A 20,139-nucleotide genomic window follows, 5' to 3' on the forward strand; every position below is an offset into this window, starting at 1 on the left:
CTTGGGGTCATGGCACGGTCTCCCTTTACTCTAGCGGCGGCGGTCACAGCCGCACTGCCCGGGGCGGAGGTCGTGGGCGCACGATCGCTCACCGCCGACGGTGACGGACGCTTCGACTCCGCCGTCGCCACTCTCGCCGATGGACGCGAACTCGCTATCCGGGTCGCCGAGGACGATGAGACATCGCGCGAGCTCGCAGCCGAGGCACTGGCGCTGCGCGCGCTCACCGCCGGCGCTCGCGCGATGCTGCCTTTCGCCGTGCCCGAGTACGTCGGCGAGACCCGCCTCGCAGAGGGCCGCGCGCTGGTCGCGGAGCTGCTGCCCGGTTTCCAGATCGAGGCGCACCACGTACCCCGAGGCCGTGGTGCCGCGACCTCGATGGGCGCATCGATCGCCGCCGTCCATTCCCTCCCCGCTTCGGTGGTCCGCAGCGCTGGGCTCACCGCACGGAGCGCCGAGGAGGCGCGCGACGAGATCCGTCAGCTCGTCGATCGTGCTGCAGCCACCGGCCGGGTGCCGGCCCGCCTGACCGTGCGGTGGCGCGAAGCCGTCGAGGACGACGACCTGTGGCGCTTCGAATCCGCCGTGACACTGGGCGGCACGAAGGCGACGTCGTTCCTGTTCGACGACGACCCTGACCGCGGGCCCGAGGTCATCGGCGTCCTCGACTGGAACGGTTTGTCGCTCGGCGACCCCGCAGTCGATCTCGCCTGGCTGTCGTCCGCACCGGACGCCGCAGGCGACGTGCACGCCGCATACGCCGAGGCGTCCGACCGCGCACCGGATGCGGCGCTGGCCGTGCGGGCGCGGATGCTGGCAGAACTCGAGTTCGCACGCTGGCTGGTGCACGGCGATGTGCTGCGCCGTCCGGACATCGTCGACGATGCTGCGGCCCTTCTCGAAGCCCTCGCCGACGGACTGCGCGAGAACGACCTGTCCGTCATCGCAGCGCGAGGCGAGGGCGTCGACTCGGCGCTCGATGCGCTCGACCGTGTGCCCGAGACAGCAGCCCCGAGCATCAACACCTCGATGCAGACCGATGCATACAACCCGAGCGATCTGATGCCCGAAGAACTCCACGACCTCGAGGAGGCGCCGGTGGGTGACGCCACGGAGGACCTCAGCGAGGTCGCCGCCGCCTGGGACGACGGATCAGGGGACGGTGCCGGGCCATCGACGGGCTCAGGGACCGACGCGGCTGAAGCGTCTTCGCTCGCTGGGCCCGTCGACGGCCCGGAGAACGACGGCGAAGAGCACGACCCAGCCGACGAGGCTCAGCGGGCCGCGCGAGCGGCACTCCACCGCTGGACCAACTCCTCCTCGGAGTAGACCCGGTCGCCGCGGATGATCAGGTCGTCTGCGACGTAGTACAGCGCCACGTCGATCTCCTCGAGCGGAACACCGAAGCGGCGGTGATAGGCGAGTCGGTACAGAGCGAGCTGCAGCATCCGCTCCTCCCGCTCAGCGGCCGTGCGGGGCGCTCGTCCGGTCTTCCAATCGACGATCTCGATGCGCCCGCCGCGGTCCTCACGGCGATAGACCGCGTCGAGCTTGCAGATCACGATGTGCTCCGGGTGGCCGGCGACCGAGCCGGTACCCCCGAATGCGAAGTCGATCTCGATCTCCACCGCGATCGGACGAAGCGGGGCCCACTCGCTGCGCTCGAAGATGTCACGAAGCGACTGCAGGTCAGCGTCGTCCGCTGCCGACACGCTCCCCTGTTCCGGCTGTTCGTCATCGCTGTCCCACAGCGCGGCGTCGACGCTGGGACCGGCGCCGACGAGACCCGATCGGTGCTCGACCCAGGCGTGGAAGAGCGTCCCGAGCCTCGTCTGCCGGTACGGGCGCTCCGGCATCGGACGCGACAGCTCGCGCACCGTGCTGTCGAAATCGGTCACGTAGTCCTTGAACTTGGATGCCGGCACACGTGTCGGCGGTTCGGCGATGACTCCCCGCTGCCGCTCGGCACGCTCGGCGAGCAGACGCTCGAGGTGCGGCGACGCGGGGGTCGGCTCGCCCTCGAGCGCGGTTCTCACGAACGCGGCGGCAGCCTCGACCTTCGCACGGCGCGCCCCCAAGGGGTCGAGCGGCCACACGGTGGTCTTGCCCTCGCCCTCGTACGGGTTGTCCTCGGCGTCCACCTCTCCGATCACGTCCGCATCGAGGACGGTCATCGCCTCGAGCAGATACGGCCCGGCCTCACGCGGCTTCTTCTGCCCGGCCCAGTGCGCGCCGGTCAGCAGCAGGTCGGTGCGCGCGCGGGTGACGGCGACGTACGCCAGGCGACGCTCCTCCTGCTGCTGATACCCGCGGTACGCGTCCTTGAACATCGTGATAGCACCAGGAGCCGTCTTGCTCTTGCTGGTGAGCGACGCGACGCCGGCCTTCAAGCGCTTGGCCGGATTCGGTTCATCATCGAGCGGAGCACTCCACGAGAACCTCGGCAGTGCGTCGCTGTCGCCGCGCAACGCGAAGGGCAGCACGCCGAATCCGAACCAGCCCGACGTGTCCGTCGGCCTGGACGGCAGTTCGCCGTCGACCATGCGCACCACTGCCACGGCATCCCATTCGAGGCCCTTGGATCCGTGGATCGTCAGGAGCTGCACGACACCGGGCTCCGGTGGCTCGGGGCGTGGCATGAGTTCATCGGTGCTCTCGGCCTTGTCGAGCCACGCGAGGAGGCTGCCGATGGTGCCGCGCTCGTCAGCGGCGAGGAACGTGCGCACCTCATCGGTGAACGCGCGCAGCTGGGTCGATGCGACGCGCGCAGGACCCCGGGTCTCATTGGCTGCCAGCTCGATGTCCAGCCGCAGCTCGACCTCGATGAGGCGGATGAGCTCAGGGATCGGCTGCGCGGACGCGCGCCGAAGCCTTTCGAGCATCTCCCCCGCCGCGCGGATGCGTTCGCGCCCCTCTGGAGTGATCTTCTCGATGAGCCGGTAGTCGTCACGGAGTCCCCGGACGACATCGACCGCGTCCACGATCGACACGGCCTCGTCCGCCCCGCGGGAAGCGCGGATGCGGGCGCGGAGCTCATCGGGCAGGGGCAGCAGCCCGCTGTCGCGCCGAGCGAGCTCGCCGGCGAGATCGTAGAGGGCGCCCATGTCGGCGACGCCGACGGCGAACCGTGGCCCGACGAGCAGTCGGATCAGCGCTGACCCGGCGTTCGGATCGTGGACCACCCGCAGCATCGAGACCAGGTCGACCACCTCCGGCGTCGCGAGCAGCCCGCCCAGCCCCAGGATGCGGTGCGGGATGTCACGGGCGGCGAGCGCCTCGGCGAAGGTCTGCATGTGACGCTTCGAGCGGAACAGGATCGCCCCGGTGTGCGGCTTCGCCGTCCCCAGCGGAGCACGACCGTCATGCTCTGCACGACGCTCGGCGAACCAGTCGGCGACCTCGGCTGCCTCGTCGTGGACGGTCAGCGGATAGCGGACCTCGACGTTGCCGGCGCCGGCGCCCGGTCGCGGCTCGAGCGGCGGGACGTCCAGGCCCGGCCGCTGCAACGGCTCGAGAACGCGGTTCGCGATGCCGAGGATCGCGCTGTCGTTGCGCCAGCTCGTCATCAGGCTGTAGCTGTGCGAAGGCTGCTCGGCGGCGAACGTCCGTGCGAACGCGTACAGGTTGTCGGCGCTGGCCCCGCGCCACCCGTAGATGGACTGGTGCGGGTCGCCGACGGCCATAACGGCCGAGTCCCGGAAGACGGCGGAGAGGAACCGGGTCTGGATTACCGAGGTGTCCTGATACTCGTCGAGGAGGACCACCCTGTGCTGCTCTCGTAGGGCGTCACGCACGTCGGGCGACGATTCGACGATGTCGAAGGCACCGCTGACCTGATCGGCGAAGTCGAGCACGCCCCTGCGCTGCTTCTCGGAGATGTACTCGCGCACGAGAGAGGCGAGCGTGGGAAGGGCGAGCAGGTTGTCCGCTGCCTTCTGGACCTCGCCGTTGCTGCGATACGGCTCGAACGCGGCCGCATGTTCGAGAGCGATCCGCTCCGCACGCTCGAGGTCGGCGCGGTGATCGAGTGACTCCCCTGCCAGACGCTGCACGGCGTCGACGACGGTGGCGACGGACAGCTCGATGTCCTCCAACTGCGGCAGGTCGGCGCGCAGCACGACCTCGCGCGCCAGCATCCACGACGCTGCCTGGCTCAGCATCGCGACATCAGGGTCACGACCGATTCTGGCGGCGTGCTCGCGCACGATCGAATCGGCGAAGGCGTTGTAGGTCGACACCCGAGGGCGGATCAGCATCTCCTCAGCGGTGCGCGGCGTCGCGGCATCCCAGCCCGTTTCATAACGCGCCGCCAGCTCGTCCAGCGCGTGTGCTCGCACGGCGGATCGGTTCGCGGCGTCGGCGGCGTCGACGCGCGCCAGCGCACCGGATGCGACGATGGCGGGGACGTGCGGGAGCAGGCCGCGGCGTCCGAACTCGTCGATCACGGCGAGGCGGGCGCCGATGCGCTCGGCCAGTTCGCCTGCTGCCTTGCGCGTGAAGGTCAGGCCGAGGATCTCATCCCGGCGAACGTGACCGTTCGCGACCAGCCAGACGACCCGTCCCGACATCGTCTCCGTCTTGCCGCTCCCAGCGCCGGCCACGACGAGCGCCGGTGTCGGGGGAGCCTCGATCACGCGCTGCTGAGCGTGCGTAGGCGGCGGCTGACCGAGAGCGGCAGCCACCTCCAGCGCGGACAGCCCAGGGCCGGTGTCACCCCAGACGGCGCTCATGCGCTCACCGAGGGAACCGTGTGGATGCGACAGGGCTGAACACGCCACTGCACATCGGCGCAGTGGGCCTCGACATGGGCCGTGAAACTGCCGGCGGACATGCCCCGAGCGGCGTCGGCGAGCCGATTCAGGAAGCGCGTGCGCAGCTCGCCCTCGAGCGTGTGCTGATGGGCGACCCGATACTCGCTGCCTGACAGGGTCTTCGAGATGATGAGCAGTCGTGCACCCGTGAGAGCGGCGGGGTCAGCACCCTCGATGAGCCCCTGCTCCACAGCGATCTGGTAGGCGGCGAGCTGTGCGTGCTCCTCGACCTTGCCGTCGGATTCCGGCTCGTACTTGCCCGTCTTCAGATCCACCACGACGACGCATTCCCCGTCGGAGCCCTCACCCATCGGCGCAGCCCCGCGGCCGCGTGCGACCATGTGCTCCCCCGCACCGCTCGGGTATGCCTCGACGCGGTCGATGAAGCCGTGCACGACGGCGCGCGACGGCCCGCCCGCGTCTTCGCCGATGTGCACCGCCGGCGTCGCCGCCGAGCCCGCGTCGCCCACCTCGACCGCGAAGCGGAACTCCACCTCGCTCGCGAGCACCCGGCCTCCGTCGCGCGCGACCTCTCCGAGGTACGAGCTCAGCCGATCGACGTACAGATCGGCCCTGCGGTGCTCCTTGCGACTGATCCACTCGGTCTCGAAGTCCAGCTCTCCCCAGTGCTCGGCGACGATCGCGCGCATGACGTCGAGATCTCCGTCCGGCACCTTCTCCATCGCCTCATGGATGATCGTGCCGATACCAGCAGACGGGGGCAGCACCGTGTCACCGCCCAGGGCGGAGATCGCCCAGTGCAGCTCGCACTCCTCGAAGGACTCCATCCGCGACGGCGACACCCGCGCGGCTTCGACGGCCAGATCGTTCAGCGGCGCCAGCGTCGACGGCGCGGCCGTGCCGTACCACTCGGTGGGATCGGCGCCGGGGACGCCCTCCCTCGCGAGCACAGCGAGCTGGCCGGCGGCTTCAGCACGCGAGGCAGGATCGGGCGAGCTCGTGAGCGTGCGTCGATGACGTGCGACCAGACCGCGCAGCGTCAGGGGATGCTCGGCGGCCGGATGGTCGGATGCCGGGGGCGGTTCGGGGAGGAACATGAAGAACGGGCTGGCGCTGGAGTCGTCGTCATCGACCGCTGTCATGAGGATGCGCGAACGCGCACGCGACACCGCACGCACGAACAGGCGCAGCTCGTCATGCAGCGCGTCGCGGCGACGGTCGAGCACACCGGGATTTCCTGCTGGGCTCCCCGTGCGGGCAGAGACCACGGCATCGGCCAGCCGCCAGGTCTCGAGCAGTCCGCCGCGCAGGCGCGTGTTGGGCCACACGCCGTCCTGGACACCTGCGACGACGACGACCTCGAACTGGGTGCCGAGAGCGGTGGCCGGTGTCAGCAGGGTGACGAGGCCCGGCCGATCGGGCGTCGAGAGCGAGTCCTCTGGCACCTCGCTGTCGAGGATGTCGCGAACGAACGTCTCCGGATCCTCGTTCGGCGTGCGCTCGACGAATCGCTTGGCGGCGTCGAACAGCGCCACCAGAGCGTCGAGGTTGCGTGCGATCTCCGCGCCGCCAGGCTGCCCTGCGGCCTCCTGCCAATGCCGGGCGAGCTTCGAGCCGTCGAGAGCGCGGGCAGCGTCCCAGACGCGCCAGAGCAGCTCATGAATAGTCTCGTGCGCCTCGGCGGCAGCAGCCGTCTCGGCGAGGGTGGTGGCGAATCGCGCCGCGATGCGTGCCTCCGGCGCGTCGACGAAGGTGAAGTGCGCGGGGAACTCCAGCGCCTGACGCAGCAGCTCGGAAGCCGGCGTGGCGCCCCCGTCGGCGAGCTCGACATGCCGCAGACGAGCCCGCAGGCGCCGGAGCCCGACGGCGTCCAGCCCGCCGAAGGGCGAGCGCAGCGCTTCGACGAGGTCTTCCGGAGTGCGTTCGGATGCCGGCTGCAGCGCGAGACGCACGATGCCGACGAGGTCGCGCACTACGCCCTCGCTGCCCAGCGGCCGCTGCACGCCGGCCGCCCTTGTCGGCACCTCCCGCGCGGCCAGCTCGGTCTCGAGCGTCGACACCTGACGGGTGTCGTGCGCGATCACGGCCATGTCGCTCCACGGGATGCCATGGCTGAGGTGCCAGTCACGAAGGGTGCCTGCGATGCGGTCGACCTCCTCATACGGCGAGGACGCCAGATACGCCTGCACCGGCTCATCGGAGGTGCGCACCGGGTCTGGCGTCTGCGGCGCCGGCCGAGGCGGACGCCGATGCTCGACGCGACCGGCGACGCCGATGGCCTGCGTGACCTTTCTGGTCAGGTCGGTGAGCGCAGGGCGCTGCCGATGCGCGCCGTCGAGCACGTGCACGTCGCCGAGCAGACTGGACAGCTCGTGGAACAGTTGCGGGCTCGCCCCGCGGAACGCACCGGATGAGATGTCGGGATCGCCGAACGCCGTCACCGAGATGCCGCGATCACGCAGCGCACGAATGAGCGCGATGCCGCCGCGAGTCACCTCCTGCGCGTCGTCGATCAGCACGACGCGCAGTGCCGCGAGCGGACCGAGAGCGGCCGGTTCGGCGTCGCGCAGGATCGCCGACGCCTCGCTCAACAGATCGGCCGCGTCGCGGTACGCCGTGCGCATGCCGGCGAGCACCGTGCGGTACTCGTCGATGAACGTCCCGGCGGCCGCCCAGACAGGATTGTCCGAACGCTGCAGGTCGCCGGGCAGCACCTCGAGCTCCGTGCATTCGGCGAGGAAGGCGCGCAGCTCGGATCGGAAGTCCTTCGAGGCGCGCACGCTCGCCGACAGCGTCGCCGGCCAACGGCTGTGCATCCCGGCGGCCTCATCGTCGGCGTCTCCGGCCAGCAGGTCGGCGATGATGCGATCCTGGTCGGCCCCGGTGAGCAGGGCGGGGGGCTCGGAGCCTGCGTGCACCATCGCGCCGCGGACGAGCTGGAAGGCGAACGACCCCAGCGACCGAGCGAGCGGCCCCGGCGTCGCCTGGCCGATGCGCACGCCGATCCGATCGCGGAGGGTCGTCGCTGCCTGTCGGCTCGGCGTGAGGACGAGCACTTCCTGCGGCGCGAGCGCGTGGTGACTCAGAAGAGCCACGACACGGTCGATGAGCGTGTGCGTCTTGCCTGTTCCCGGCGCGCCGATGACGACGCCGGATGCCGTGACAGGTGCGTCCACGACCGCCTGCTGCCCGGCATCCGCCGTCACTCGGGCAGCGGCATCGGTCATGGCATCCACGCTATCGGCCGCTGCCGACATCGTCCGTTCGCGGCCTCGCGAGCCGCCCCGTCGAGATGCTTGTGCGCCCAGGGCGAAACCGGTCGTGTGCCCGATCCGCCGCTGCATCGCCGGGGTAGAGTCGTCTCAGTCCCCGAATCTTCAAGGAGCACGCGTGGAAATCCGCATCGGCATCATCAACACCGGCCGCGAACTGAACTTCGAGACCGCCACCAGCGCGGACGATGTCCGCACCCAGGTGGCCGCCGCTCTCGAGCAGAACAGCGCTCACGTGAGCTTCACCGATGTCAAGGGCAACTCCTACATCGTCCCGACCGCGAACCTCGCATACATCGAGCTCGGCACCGAGGAGTCCCGTCGCGTCGGCTTCGTCGCCTGACCCGATGTACATCCTCCTCGCGCTGATCGCCGCGTGCGCGTTCGGCATCGGCGTGCACTTCCTGCTTCCAGACCGCGCGCTGCGCGGCGTCGCGGTCGTGCCGGCCGTCGCCACGGCCGCGGCGGCGAGCATCTACACGCTCATGCAATGGTCGGGCGTCGGCGAGGACAGCGGCTGGCTCTGGCTGGCCAGTATCCTCGGCAGCCTCGTCGTCGCCGCGGCCGCGGGCCTCGCCCTCACGGCATCCCGTCGCAGGTCGGATGCTGCGAAGCGCGCCGCGCTCGGAATCTGAGCCCGCTGCCGCCCGAGAAACCACTTCCGACGCGAGACACCGCGCGCCACGTGATGTTTCGTGCAGTTCGTGATTTCTCGCGGGACGGACGCTACGCGGCCAGCCCCATCGCGTCCATGCGGCGCGCATGCGCGCCCATGAGCTCGGTGTACACGGGCTCGACGCGGTCCTCGTCCTCGATGAGGCGCTCGGCTCGCAGCGCCTGCCGCGCCACCAGCACGGTGTCCCCAACCATGCGCCGCGCCCACATCGACAACAGCGAGCGCCACTCGTTGTCGATCTCGATCGTGCGCTTGAGGATGGCGACGATCTCGCCGGTGTCATCGTCCTCGCGCAGGATCTCGGCGACCCGTGCGCCGGTATCGCCGTAGCTCGAGGCGAGGGCGAGGTAGAAGTCGTCCAGCATCCCCGCCGTGATGTACACCGCGAGAAGCGTCTCGCGCGGCCTCGCGCCGATGGTCTTGCGCCGGAAGGCGTCCAGGTGCTCCTGGAACGGCAGCATGATCTCGGTCGGATCCTCGCCCTGGGCGCGGATCACCTCGACGATGCCGCGGTGCTTGCTGAGGGCCGCGCCGGCGGCTCGTGCGAGCGCTTCCTTCTCATCGAGCTCAGGGGTAGCGCGGATGAGGCGCGTGAGCGTCTCGAAGTAACCGAGCTGCAGATAGGCGGCCTGCCCGAGGAAGCGGTTGAGCTCCGGCGCGAGTTCGGCGAAGTCGACGCGTGTCGCGTCTCCCATGTCCCCCCGACTGCGCAGGGTCAGGGTGCGCCGGGGCTTGTCTCGCTGCCAGAACCACTTCACCACGGGATCAGACTACCTGCGCGCACCGGATCCTCGTCTGCGGGGCCGCCTCGGGTAGGCTGGACGCGTCCTGCCGGTGGAGCAGGACGCCGCGCCTGTGGCACAAGAGACGGCGTGGATCCGTAACGTGGTGGCTCCGTCTTCGTGAAGGCCGCCGGACAGGCAACAGAACAAGTGACAACTTTCGCTGATCTCAACATCGATCAGGACATCATCGACGCGCTCGCTTCCAAGGGCATCGTCGACGCGTTCCCCATCCAGGAGCAGACCATCCCCCTGGGCCTTCCCGGGCAGGACATCATCGGGCAGGCGAAGACCGGCACCGGCAAGACCTTCGGCTTCGGCATCCCCGTCGTGCAACGACTCGGCAAGGACCCGGAGCACGGCGTCAAAGCCCTCATCGTCGTCCCGACCCGCGAGCTCGCGGTGCAGGTGTACGAGGACATCGACCTGCTGACGAGCAACCGCTCGACCAGCGTCGTCGCCATCTACGGCGGCAAGGCCTACGAGGGCCAGATCGACCAGCTCAAGGCCGGTGCGCAGATCGTCGTCGGCACACCGGGCCGTCTGATCGACCTCGCCGGTCAGCGTCTGCTCGACCTGTCGAACGCCACGGAGGTCGTCCTCGACGAGGCAGACAAGATGCTCGACCTCGGCTTCCTCGCCGACATCGAGAAGATCTTCCAGAAGGTGCCGGCGGTCCGCCACACCCAGCTTTTCTCGGCGACCATGCCCGGCCCGATCGTGGCGCTCGCCCGCCGCTTCATGTCGAACCCGATCCACATCCGTGCGAACGACCCCGACGAGGGCCTCACCCAGGCGAACATCAAGCACCTCGTCTACCGCGCGCACTCACTCGACAAGGATGAGGTCATCGCCCGCATCCTGCAGGCCGAGGGCCGCGGCAAGACCGTCATCTTCACGCGCACCAAGCGCGCGGCGCAGCGACTCGTCGACGAACTCGGCGATCGCGGGTTCAACGTCGGCGGCGTTCACGGCGACATGGGTCAGGAGCAGCGCGAGCGCTCAATGGCCGCGTTCAAGGCCGGCAAGCGCGACGTCCTGGTCGCGACCGACGTCGCCGCCCGCGGCATCGACGTCGACGACGTCACGCACGTCATCAACCACACGATCCCCGATGAGGAGAAGACGTATCTGCACCGCGCCGGGCGCACCGGCCGCGCCGGCAAGACCGGTATCGCCGTGACGTTCGTCGACTGGGAGGACCTGCACAAGTGGGCCCTCATCAACCGCGCGCTCGAGTTCGGTCAGCCCGAGCCCGTCGAGACCTACTCGTCGAGCGCGCACCTGTACACCGACCTGGACATCCCCGAGGGCACGAAGGGCCGTCTGACGACCGCACCCAAGGCCGAGAAGACGGCGGCAGAGCGTCGTCAGCGTCAGCCCCAGAAGGCAGCGGATGCCGCCGCAGAGGGTACGGACGAAGGCACCACGAAGCGTCGGCGCCGCCGCCGCCGCGGTGGCGCGAGCGGTGCAGTCGGCTCGACGTTCACCGAGGACGCTGCGACCCCCGCCGCCGGCGGATCGGAGTCGGCACCGGCCGCAGGCCGTGATGCCGAGGGCGCCGGCACCCATGACGGCGACGCCACCAGCGAGCACCGCGACGGCAAGCCGGCGCCGCAGCGTCGTCGCCGTCGTCGCCGCTCCGGCGGTGCAGCGCCGGCCGGAGCCTGAGCAACGGCGCCGGCTACGGGTAGCGGGGGCTCGTCCCCGTCGCCTGGGCGATGATCCGAGCCACCATCTCGTCCGAGGTGGTGTTCTCGCCCGGCCTGTTGGGCTTGCCAGCACCGTGGTAGTCGCTCGACCCCGTCACGATGAGGTCGTGCTTCGACGCGAGCTTCTGCAGCGTCCGTTTGCCCTGTTCGGTGTTCTCGCGGTGGTCGATCTCGAAGCCGCCGAGCCCTGCGGCGATGAGCTGCTCGATGAAGTCGAGCGGCATCATGCGATCGCGCCCTGACGTGACGGGGTGCGCGATGATCGTCACTCCCCCCGCATCCGCGATCAGCCGGACGGCGGTGAGTGGATCCGGCGCGTAGTGCGGCTCGTAGTACCCCTCGCGGGGATGGAGAATGCCGTCGAACGCCTCTGCGCGGTCGCGGACGATCCCGCGGGCGACGAGTGCGTCGGCGATGTGCGGGCGGCCGACCGTGGCATCCACCGTCGTCTGCTCGAGCACATCCGCCCAGCTCAGCTCGTAGTCCCGGCCGATGTTGCGGACGATCCGCTCCGCCCGCCCGACCCGGTCGTCGCGGATGCGGTCCGTCTCGGCACGGAGCGCCGCGTCCTCCGGATCGAACAGGTATCCGAGCACGTGGACGCTGCGCCATTGGTGCTTCGCCGACAATTCCATGCCGGGGATGAAGGTCATGCCGAGAGAAACGGCGGTGCGAGCCGCCTCGTCCCACCCTGTGGTGCGGTCATGGTCGGTGAGCGCCATCGTGCGGATGCCGTGTTCACGCGCCTGACGGACGACCTGACCGGGGTTCTCGGTGCCGTCGGAGTGATTCGAGTGCATGTGCAGGTCGCTCGGCCCCGCGAAGCTCCGGTCGGTCATGACTCGACACTACTGCGGGCCCAGGACGACGGCGCGGCGCCCTCACGGCAGGCGATTCACAGCGTGCGCCCTTAAGCTCGAGAGGATGTTTCGACTGCTGGGAATCCTCCTCACCGTGCTGTTCGCGATCGCGTCGGCGATCGTGGTGTGGCCGCAGTTCTTCCAGCTCGAGCAGACCTTCCCATTCGCGCAGCTGGTAGCCGTTCGCGGCCTCGTGCTGGCCGCTTTCGTGGCCATAGCATTGCTCTCGCTGCTGCTGCTGTTCGCCCGCCCGCTGCGCGGGTTCGCAGCATCCATCCTCATCGTCGCCCTGCTGGGCGCGGCGGCAACCGGCGCGATCGGTGCGATGCGCGGCTTCGGCACGGGTCCCCTGCCCGAGAAGACGGATGCCGGCGTTCGGGTCCTCACGTGGAACACCGCCGGCGAGGCGGTCTCGGCCGAGACGATCGCCGACGCCATCCTGACGCAGCAGGTCGACGTCGTAACGCTCCCCGAGACGGCGGAATCCGTGGGCGAGCGCATCGCCGTCATGCTGCGGGAGCAGGGGCATCCGATGTGGGTCCACCACGTCCAGTTCGGCAACGTCGAGAACGGCCCGCAGGCGTGGGAGACGACGATCCTCATCTCACCCGAGCTCGGCGACTATTCGGTGATCGCGTCGTCCGAGGACGGCAGCAGCAACACCAGCTCCGTTCCGAGCGCCGTGATCATGCCGGTCAGCGGTTCGGGGCCCACCATCGTCGCGGTGCACGCTGTGGCACCGCGCGTCGAAGCGATGGCGCGGTGGCAGTCCGACCTGGAGTGGATCGCGGATCAATGTCCCCAGGGCGATTTCATCCTCGCCGGCGACTTCAACGCGACCCTCGACCACATGGCCGGGCTCGGCGTCGACGGCGGCGACATGGGCAACTGCCGTGATGCCGCGTCGCGCACCGGCACCGGGGTCACCGGCACCTGGCCCGCCGACTATCCCGAGCTGATCGGCGCCCCGATCGACCACGTCATGGCGACCGAGAACTGGAATCCGACCGGCTCCCTGGTGCTGGATGCCGCCGGCTCCGACCACCGCGCGCTCGTCGTGCAGCTCGAACCTGCCGGCTGACCCCGCGCTCAGGAGGCCGTTCGCGCCCGTGCCCGCCGCACGAGTGCGGCCACAGCGCGCCAGCCGAGCAGGAACAGGGCCAGTGTGAGCGTAGCGACGATGATGAAGGGCACCGCCGTCCCCTGACCGCTGACGGCGCGCAGCAGCAGGCCGAGGACGACCGTGACGGCCCACACGAGCAGCCCTGGCAGCATCCTGTCGGGCCGCGCCCGGCGAAGCAGAAGCGCGGCGTGCGCGATGAGCGCCGCCACCGCGAACGGCCAGATCGTGTTCATGAGTCCAGGTAGGTCGCCGAAGATCCCCTCCGCGTGCGAGAGCCGTCCGATCACGCAGAAGACGACCACGAGCACCAGATCGATGAGAATCACCACATTCCCCACCCTACGCAGGAGTGAGAGACTGGATGGATGAGCACCGCAGAGAACGAGACGATCGAAGAAGCCCCCGTCACGAACCGCAAGCAGCCGTTCCCGCGAGGATTCCTGGACACGATCTCCACCGGGTGGGCCGAGCGTCCGGAGTCGCTCCCCGCCGCCCGCGAGCAGGCCGCCTACGCCGCTGCTCGTCGCGACAAGGTGTCCGCAGCCTTCCCCGGCAAGCGCCTGGTGATCGAGGCCGGCTCCCTCAAGCAGCGCAGCAACGACACCGACTACCCGTTCCGTGCGCACTCCGCCTTCGCCCATCTCACCGGGTGGGCGGCCGACACCGAGCCCGACTCCGTCCTGGTGTTCGAGCCCCGTTCTTCGGACGCAGCGGATGACGGTCACGACATCACCCTCTACTTCCGTGAGCGGGCCGACCGCACGACGACCGAGTTCTACGCCGATGCCACGGTCGGGGAGTTCTGGATCGGCCCCCGCCCCTCGCTCGCCGGCGTCGCCGCCGACCTGGCGGTGACCACAGAGCACCTCTCCGCGTTCGGCGCGACCGACGACGACGTGACGCTGGCGGATGCCGACCTCGAACGCTTCGTGTCCGAACTGCGCCTGGTCAAGGACGACTACGAGATCGCCGAGATGCGCCGAGCCGTCGAGATCACGGCGCGCGGATTCGACGACATCATCGCGGCTCTCCCCGACGCCGCCCAGCATGCCCGCGGCGAACGCGTCGTGGAGGGGGTCTTCCACCGCCGCGCCCGCGAGGACGGCAACGGCGAGGGCTACGACACGATCTCGGCTTCCGGACCGCACGCCTGCTACCTGCACTGGACGCGCAACGACGGCGCCGTTATTCCCGGTGACCTGATCCTCGTGGACGCCGGCGTCGAAGCCGACAGCCTGTACACCGCGGACATCACCCGCACCCTGCCGGTGAACGGGCGGTTCTCGGACGTGCAGCGCCGCGTCTACGAGACGGTTCTCGAAGCCGCTGACGCCGCATTCGCCGCAGCGCGCCCCGGTGTCCGTTTCCGCCAGGTTCATGAGGCCGCCATGGCTGTGATCGCGAAGCGCACTGCCGAGTGGGGCCTGCTGCCGGTGACCGCCGATGAGGCTCTGGACGCCGACGCAGGGGGCCAGCACCGCCGCTACATGGTGCACGGCACCTCACACCACCTCGGCATCGACGTGCACGACTGCGCACAGGCACGCCGCGAGATGTACTACGACGGCGTGCTGGAGGCCGGCATGGTCTTCACGATCGAACCCGGCCTGTACTTCCAGATCGATGACCTCACCGTTCCGGAGGAGTTCCGCGGCATCGGCGTGCGCATCGAGGACGACATCCTCATGACCGCGGACGGTCCCGTGAACCTGTCGGCCGACATCCCTCGCACGGCCGACGAGATCGAGGCCTGGATCGCTCGGGGCTCTGAGGCTCGGGGCTCTGAGGGATGACGGGCCCGGGGGCTTGAGCAGTTCGCGCGGCGTCGCCGGCCGGCTCTTCTGGGCCGGTTTCGCGGCGTACTCCGCGTTCGCCGTGTGGGCGGAGTACGTCCATTGGCGATCGAGCAGGCGGATGCTTGGTGCAGCCGCACCGGCGAGCAGCACCGAGGCCGTCGTCGTCCTCGGCTACGGCAACCGCGGCGAGCGCGCGAACTTCATCAACCGCTACCGCGTGCGCGCCGGCATCCGCTCCATCGATCGCGATGCCCGCAGCACCGTCGTGATGTGCGGCGGCACCGTGGAGGGCGACGTGCCGGAGGCCGTCATCATGGAGCGGTACGCGCGCGAGGAACTCGACTACACCGGACACATCGTGCTCGAGCCGGACAGCCGTTCCACGTGGGAGAACATCGAGAACGCGATTCCGCTGATCGAGCACGCCGACCGGATCAAGATCGTCTCGAACTCCCCGCATGCCGAAGTGGCTCGGGAGTACCTGCGTCAGCAGCGTCCGGACCTGGCCGACCGCCTCGTGCGAGCCGATGAGCACCGCTTCGGCGAGATCGTGCCGATGAAGATCGGAGCGTCGCTGCGGCTGCTGCTGTTCCGGTGGCAGCACCGCTGAGAGGCAGGTCGGCGTCGTTCACCCGCTGAGATCATCAGTTCGAGGTGAAGTCCGCGACCACCGGGGCGAGCGATGCCCCGATCTCGGCGGCCGGTCGCTTCTGCCCCTTCACCTCGAACGAGTGTCCGCCGCCTTCGACCCAGACGACCTGGGCGTCCTGGCAGGTCCGGACGACCTCCTCGAGCTGGGCAACGGGCTGTACGAAGGGGTCGTTCGTTCCTTCGATGAACAGCTGGGGCACGGCGATCGCCGGCAGGTGCTCCGCGCGCAGCTTCCCAGGGTCGCCCGGCGGGTGCAGCGGGTAACCGAGATACACCAGTCCGTCGACGACGAGCCCCTCAGCGACTGCCATCGATGCCATCCGTCCCCCGTAGGACTTGCCCGCCGCCCACAGCGGACCGGCGGGATCGAAAGTGCGGGCATACGCCACTGCGGCCTTCCACGTCGCGATCGCGTGGGCGGCGGGTCCGGGCATCCGCCTGCCCTGCTCGCGGTACGGGAAGTTGAACCGCAGGGTCGAGAGACCGATGGCGTTCAGAGCGTCGGTGAATCCGACGAGGAACGGATGCTCCATCCCGGCGCCGGCGCCATGAGCGACGAGGACGGTTCCGCGCCCGATGCCGTCTCCCCAGGCCGTAGAGATCGACACCGTCCCCCGAGGGAGCTCGACGTCGAAGCCCATGTCAGGCCCGGTCGTCGCGCTTCTGGGCCGACTCGTCCGTCACGGGCGCGGCTTCTGCGGAAGTCCCCGTCCCTCCGGGCGCTGTCTCAGCGGTGGCCGACTCGGGCGCAGCATCCCCGTCAGCGGCATCCGTCGGCGTCGGGTCCTGCGTCGGCGCGGCCTGCTCGACCCGCTCGCCGTATTGCGGCCGCGCTTCCGCAGGACGCGGGTCAGCGGGACGGGGAGGGATCACGTGCCCGGCGGGAGCCTGCGCGCCCGCCTGCGCCGCGGTCTCGGTGCCAGGAGCGACCCGCTCGCCGTACCGCGGCGGTTCGTCCAGGTCGACCGTCGGCCGGGCGACCTGGGTGCGCGGGGCGGATCCGAGCGCCGCGCGAGCCTTCGCGAGGGAGTCCGGCGCCACCGTCACCTCGTAGTGATCGGCCGCGAGCTGCGTCACGCTCGCGAAATCCCGCCTGCGGCGAACGATCGCATAGGTCACAAGGCTCAGGATCATGCCGAGCGCGACACCGATGAACACGAAACCCACGAACAGCTGGATCGGAGCATCCGGGTTGCCGATCACGAGGATCGCCGACAGCAGAAGCCCGATGAGCACGCCGTTGACCGCCCCGGAGCGTGCCGCTGCGGCATAGCCGAGCCGTCCTGTGACGCGCTCGATCGTCCGGACGGACTGGCCGACGATCGCGATGTCCCTGGCGGGGACATCGGCGGCGATCAGTTTCGACACCGTCTTCTGCGCGGCCTCGTATTCGCGGACCGACGCGACGGTCTCACCGACGGCAGTGCCGTTCGCAGGACGGTTCAACATGCTCATACCTCCATTGTTCCATGCGCGTCTCTGCGGGGCCCGAGTTCGCAGGCTCGCGCACTACGCTGGACAGCGTGAGCACACAACGGGTTTTCGTCGCGCGCCTGGCAGGCTGCGCCGTCTTCGACCCCGTGGGCGACCGGCTCGGCAAGGTCCGGGATGTCGTCATCGTTTACCGAAGTACCGCCTCCCCCCGCGTGATCGGACTGGTCGTCGAGATCCCCGGCCGCCGGCACGTGTTCATGTCCATCGGCCGGGTCACGTCGATCCGCGCCGGGCAGGTTCTGACCACCGGACTGATCAACGTGCGCCGGTTCCAGCCCCGGCCCGGTGAAGTCCGTGTGCTCGCCGAGCTTCTGGGCCGGCGGGTCGAGCTCGCCGACGGCAGCGGCAGCGCCGTGATCGAAGACGTCGCGATCGAGCCGAACCGCCTCGGAGAGTGGAGCGTCAATCAGCTCTTCCTCCGCAAACCCAAGACGAGCGCCTCGCCGTTCGCGAAGGGACCGACCACGTTCGCCGCGTGGAACGAGGTCGCCGAGAAGCGCGCACCGGGCGAGTCGCAGTCCGCCGAGCAGCTCGTCGCGACCTACTCCGAGCTGCACGCCGCCGACCTGGCCACCACGCTGCTCGACCTTCCGCAGCAGCGTTTGATCGAGGTCGCCGAAGAGCTGCCGGACGACCGGCTCGCCGACGCTCTCGAGGAGATGCCGGAAGAGGACCAGGTGCACATCCTGGACGGTCTCGGCGACGAGCGCGCCGCCGACATCCTCGACCACATGGAACCGGACGACGCGGCCGACCTGCTCGCCCAGCTCCCGAAGAAGCGCCTCGAACAACTCCTCGACCTCATGGAGCCGGAAGAGGCCGAGGACGTCAGGACTCTGCTGAGCTACGGGCCGGACACCGCCGGCGGTCTGATGACCACCGAGCCGATCGTGCTCTCGGCCGATGCCACCGTCGCCGAGGCTCTGGCACTGATCCGTCGGCACGAGCTGCACCCCGCACTCGCCGCCGCGGTCTTCGTCACCCTTCCGCCGTTCGAGACGCCGACCGGTCGCCTGCTCGGCGTCGTCCACTTCCAGCGGATGCTGCGCTACCCCCCGCACGAACGCCTAGGTGCGATCGTCGACGAGACGATGGAGCCCATCTCGGCGATGGCCTCCGCAGCGGAGACCGCCAGGCTGCTCGCCAGTTACGACCTCGTGTCGCTGCCGGTGGTCGATGCCGCCGGCCGCCTCGTCGGGGTGGTGAGCATCGACGACGTTCTCGACTATCTGCTGCCCGATGACTGGCGCACACAGGATGCCGACGACAGCGAGACGGCGGGCGGTGCACGATGATGGCCAAGAGCGACCGCTCCGGTCTCGACGCCCCCCTCGGCCGCGGCACGACGCGGCAGCGCCCCGAATCCAGCGACCGCTTCGGCCGGTTCACGGAGTGGGTGGCCCGTGCGATGGGCACGCCGACGTTCCTGCTCATGCTCACCCTGTTCTGCCTGCTGTGGATGGTCTACACGGTCGTCGCCGAGCAGAACGGCTGGTGGCGCTTCGACTCAGCCGCGCTCGGCTTCACGGCGCTCACGCTGATCCTGTCGCTGCAGGCCTCGTACGCCGCCCCGCTCATCCTGCTCGCGCAGAACCGCCAGGACGACCGCGACCGCGTGCAGATCGAGCAGGACAGGCAGCGCGCAGAACGAAACCTCGCCGACACCGAGTACTTGGCCCGCGAGATCGTCGCTCTGCGCATGTCGCTCGAGGAGCGCAACACCCAGGCCGTGACTCGCGATGTGCTGCGGCAGGAGCTGCGGGCGCTGCTCGCCGATCTCAGCGAGGAGCACGACGGCGACGCCGACACCAGGACGGCTCCGGTCAACAGGCCGGGCCGCCAGCGACCATGAGCCGTGCCGACCAGGTTCGCCGCGCGGTCGGCGCGGTCTCCGATCCGGAGCTGCGCCGACCGATCGGCGAACTCGACATGCTCCGCGACGTCTCCGTCGAGGGCGATCATGCGACGGTCGGCATCGCCCTGACGATCGTCGGATGCCCCGCCGCCGACCGCATCGAATCGGATGTGCGCCGTGCCGCAGCATCCGTCGTCGGCATCGACGAGGTCACGGTCGAGGTCGGTGTCATGACTCCGGGCGAGCGGAAGGCCCTCACCGAGAAGCTGCGCGACGGACGCCCTGCACGGCAGATGCCGTTCGGGCCCGACTCGCTGACGCGGGTGATCCTCGTCTCCAGCGGCAAGGGCGGGGTCGGCAAGTCGACCATCACCGCGAACCTGGCCGTCGCCCTGGCCGAGAAGGGGCTCGCCACTGGTCTCGTGGATGCCGACGTGCACGGCTTCTCGATCCCCGGACTCCTCGGAATCCCCGCAGGCACCCAGCCCACGCGCATCGACGATCTGATGCTGCCGCCTGTCGCCCACGGCGTGAAGGCCGTCTCGATCGGGATGTTCCTGCGTGACGGCGAGGCCGTCGTCGCATGGCGCGGTCCGATGCTGCATCGCACGGTCCAGCAGTTCCTCACGGACGTGTTCTTCGGCGATCTGGACGTGCTGCTCATCGACATGCCTCCTGGCACCGGCGATGTCGCGATCTCGATCGGGCAGCTCCTCCCCCATGCCGAGGTGCTGGTCGTGACGACACCGCAGACGGCTGCCTCCGACGTCGCGATCCGCAGCGGTCTGGTCGCGCGGCAGACCGGACAGCGCGTGATCGGCGTCGTCGAGAACATGGCCGCGTTCACGCTTCCCGACGGCACGACGGTCGACCTGTTCGGATCAGGCGGCGGGGCCCAAGTCGCCGGCGCACTGTCCGGACCGGATGACGCGGTCCCGCTGATGGCCTCCGTGCCGCTGAGCCCCGCGCTGCGCGCAGGGGGCGACGCCGGCGTCCCGATCGTGCTCAGCGACCCGCAGGATGCCGCGGCGCAGACCATCCGCGGCATCGCGGACCGGCTGGCGCAGCACGGCCGAAGCCTCTCCGGCCGGTCGCTGCCGATGTCCGTGGCCCGGACCCCGGCATCCGAGTCATGACAGACTCGTG

At 69.7% G+C, this 20,139-nt stretch carries 17 protein-coding genes; 10 read left to right on the forward strand and 7 right to left on the reverse strand.

Annotated features, from left to right (window positions below):
- Positions 1 to 9 precede the first annotated feature (9 nt).
- Complete coding sequence (locus KHB019_RS04375; RefSeq protein ID WP_230102153.1) at positions 10 to 1,329, forward strand: phosphotransferase; 1,320 nt, start codon at positions 10 to 12, stop codon at positions 1,327 to 1,329.
- On the opposite strand, the gene KHB019_RS04380 is transcribed toward KHB019_RS04375, so the two are convergent.
- Both KHB019_RS04380 and KHB019_RS04385 read right to left on the reverse strand, forming a co-directional pair.
- Positions 1,275 to 4,730, reverse strand: a complete 3,456-nt coding sequence (locus KHB019_RS04380) for an ATP-dependent DNA helicase (RefSeq protein ID WP_337458153.1) — start codon at positions 4,728 to 4,730, stop codon at positions 1,275 to 1,277. The two genes, KHB019_RS04375 and KHB019_RS04380, sit on opposite strands and share 55 nt — an antisense overlap.
- Positions 4,727 to 7,999, reverse strand: coding sequence for an ATP-dependent helicase (locus KHB019_RS04385; RefSeq protein ID WP_337458154.1), 3,273 nt, complete (start codon positions 7,997 to 7,999; stop codon positions 4,727 to 4,729). The genes KHB019_RS04380 and KHB019_RS04385 overlap by 4 nt, the downstream gene beginning before the upstream one ends.
- Before the next feature lie 163 nt (positions 8,000 to 8,162).
- On the opposite strand from KHB019_RS04385, the gene KHB019_RS04390 reads away from it, so the two are divergent.
- Together KHB019_RS04390 and KHB019_RS04395 are read left to right on the forward strand one after the other, a co-directional pair.
- A complete protein-coding gene (locus KHB019_RS04390) occupies positions 8,163 to 8,387 on the forward strand; it encodes a DUF3107 domain-containing protein (RefSeq protein WP_230102150.1) in 225 nt (74 codons plus the stop codon).
- 4 nt (positions 8,388 to 8,391) lie between these two features.
- Positions 8,392 to 8,679 carry a hypothetical protein gene (locus KHB019_RS04395; protein ID WP_230102149.1) on the forward strand — a complete coding sequence of 96 codons (288 nt, stop codon included), beginning with the start codon at positions 8,392 to 8,394 and terminating at the stop codon, positions 8,677 to 8,679.
- Between the two features lie 91 nt (positions 8,680 to 8,770).
- Here KHB019_RS04395 and KHB019_RS04400 read toward each other — a convergent pair whose 3' ends face one another.
- Positions 8,771 to 9,481, reverse strand: coding sequence for a ferritin-like fold-containing protein (locus KHB019_RS04400; protein ID WP_230102148.1), 711 nt, complete (start codon positions 9,479 to 9,481; stop codon positions 8,771 to 8,773).
- A gap of 171 nt (positions 9,482 to 9,652) precedes the next feature.
- On the opposite strand from KHB019_RS04400, the gene KHB019_RS04405 reads away from it, so the two are divergent.
- Entirely contained in the window at positions 9,653 to 11,173 is a 1,521-nt protein-coding gene (locus KHB019_RS04405; protein ID WP_337458155.1) for a DEAD/DEAH box helicase, read from the forward strand.
- A gap of 13 nt (positions 11,174 to 11,186) precedes the next feature.
- On the opposite strand, the gene KHB019_RS04410 is transcribed toward KHB019_RS04405, so the two are convergent.
- Entirely contained in the window at positions 11,187 to 12,053 is an 867-nt protein-coding gene (locus tag KHB019_RS04410; RefSeq protein WP_337458156.1) for a PHP domain-containing protein, read from the reverse strand.
- Between the two features lie 85 nt (positions 12,054 to 12,138).
- Here KHB019_RS04410 and KHB019_RS04415 point away from each other — a divergent pair, with 85 nt between their 5' ends.
- On the forward strand, positions 12,139 to 13,155 hold the full coding sequence (locus tag KHB019_RS04415; protein WP_337458157.1) for an endonuclease/exonuclease/phosphatase family protein: 1,017 nt from the start codon (positions 12,139 to 12,141) through the stop codon (positions 13,153 to 13,155).
- Positions 13,156 to 13,163: 8 nt separating this feature from the next.
- On the opposite strand, the gene KHB019_RS04420 is transcribed toward KHB019_RS04415, so the two are convergent.
- Positions 13,164 to 13,526, reverse strand: a complete 363-nt coding sequence (locus tag KHB019_RS04420) for a DUF3054 domain-containing protein (protein ID WP_325471324.1) — start codon at positions 13,524 to 13,526, stop codon at positions 13,164 to 13,166.
- Positions 13,527 to 13,562: 36 nt separating this feature from the next.
- Between KHB019_RS04420 and KHB019_RS04425 the strand changes: the two genes are divergently transcribed.
- Both KHB019_RS04425 and KHB019_RS04430 read left to right on the forward strand, forming a co-directional pair.
- On the forward strand, positions 13,563 to 14,990 hold the full coding sequence (locus tag KHB019_RS04425; protein ID WP_230102143.1) for an aminopeptidase P family protein: 1,428 nt from the start codon (positions 13,563 to 13,565) through the stop codon (positions 14,988 to 14,990).
- A gap of 13 nt (positions 14,991 to 15,003) precedes the next feature.
- Positions 15,004 to 15,603, forward strand: coding sequence for a YdcF family protein (locus KHB019_RS04430; RefSeq protein WP_337458158.1), 600 nt, complete (start codon positions 15,004 to 15,006; stop codon positions 15,601 to 15,603).
- 34 nt (positions 15,604 to 15,637) lie between these two features.
- Here the strand turns inward: KHB019_RS04430 and KHB019_RS04435 are convergent, their stop codons facing one another.
- Both KHB019_RS04435 and KHB019_RS04440 read right to left on the reverse strand, forming a co-directional pair.
- Positions 15,638 to 16,285, reverse strand: coding sequence for an alpha/beta hydrolase family protein (locus KHB019_RS04435; RefSeq protein ID WP_325471322.1), 648 nt, complete (start codon positions 16,283 to 16,285; stop codon positions 15,638 to 15,640).
- Between the two features lies 1 nt (position 16,286).
- Positions 16,287 to 17,099: a general stress protein gene (locus tag KHB019_RS04440; RefSeq protein WP_337458159.1), complete on the reverse strand. Its 813-nt coding sequence runs from the start codon at positions 17,097 to 17,099 to the stop codon at positions 16,287 to 16,289.
- A gap of 68 nt (positions 17,100 to 17,167) precedes the next feature.
- Between KHB019_RS04440 and KHB019_RS04445 the strand changes: the two genes are divergently transcribed.
- From KHB019_RS04445 to KHB019_RS04455, 3 genes are read left to right on the forward strand one after another with little or no spacing between them, the layout of a single operon-like run.
- Positions 17,168 to 18,433, forward strand: coding sequence for a magnesium transporter (locus tag KHB019_RS04445; protein WP_230102139.1), 1,266 nt, complete (start codon positions 17,168 to 17,170; stop codon positions 18,431 to 18,433).
- Complete coding sequence (locus KHB019_RS04450; protein WP_230102339.1) at positions 18,433 to 18,990, forward strand: DUF1003 domain-containing protein; 558 nt, start codon at positions 18,433 to 18,435, stop codon at positions 18,988 to 18,990. The genes KHB019_RS04445 and KHB019_RS04450 overlap by 1 nt, the downstream gene beginning before the upstream one ends.
- Complete coding sequence (locus KHB019_RS04455) at positions 18,987 to 20,129, forward strand: Mrp/NBP35 family ATP-binding protein (protein WP_230102138.1); 1,143 nt, start codon at positions 18,987 to 18,989, stop codon at positions 20,127 to 20,129. The genes KHB019_RS04450 and KHB019_RS04455 overlap by 4 nt, the downstream gene beginning before the upstream one ends.
- The last annotated feature ends 10 nt before the right edge of the window (positions 20,130 to 20,139 follow it).

Source organism: Microbacterium sp. KHB019, assembly GCF_037285405.1.
In the GTDB taxonomy this organism is placed as follows: Bacteria; Actinomycetota; Actinomycetes; order Actinomycetales; family Microbacteriaceae; genus Microbacterium.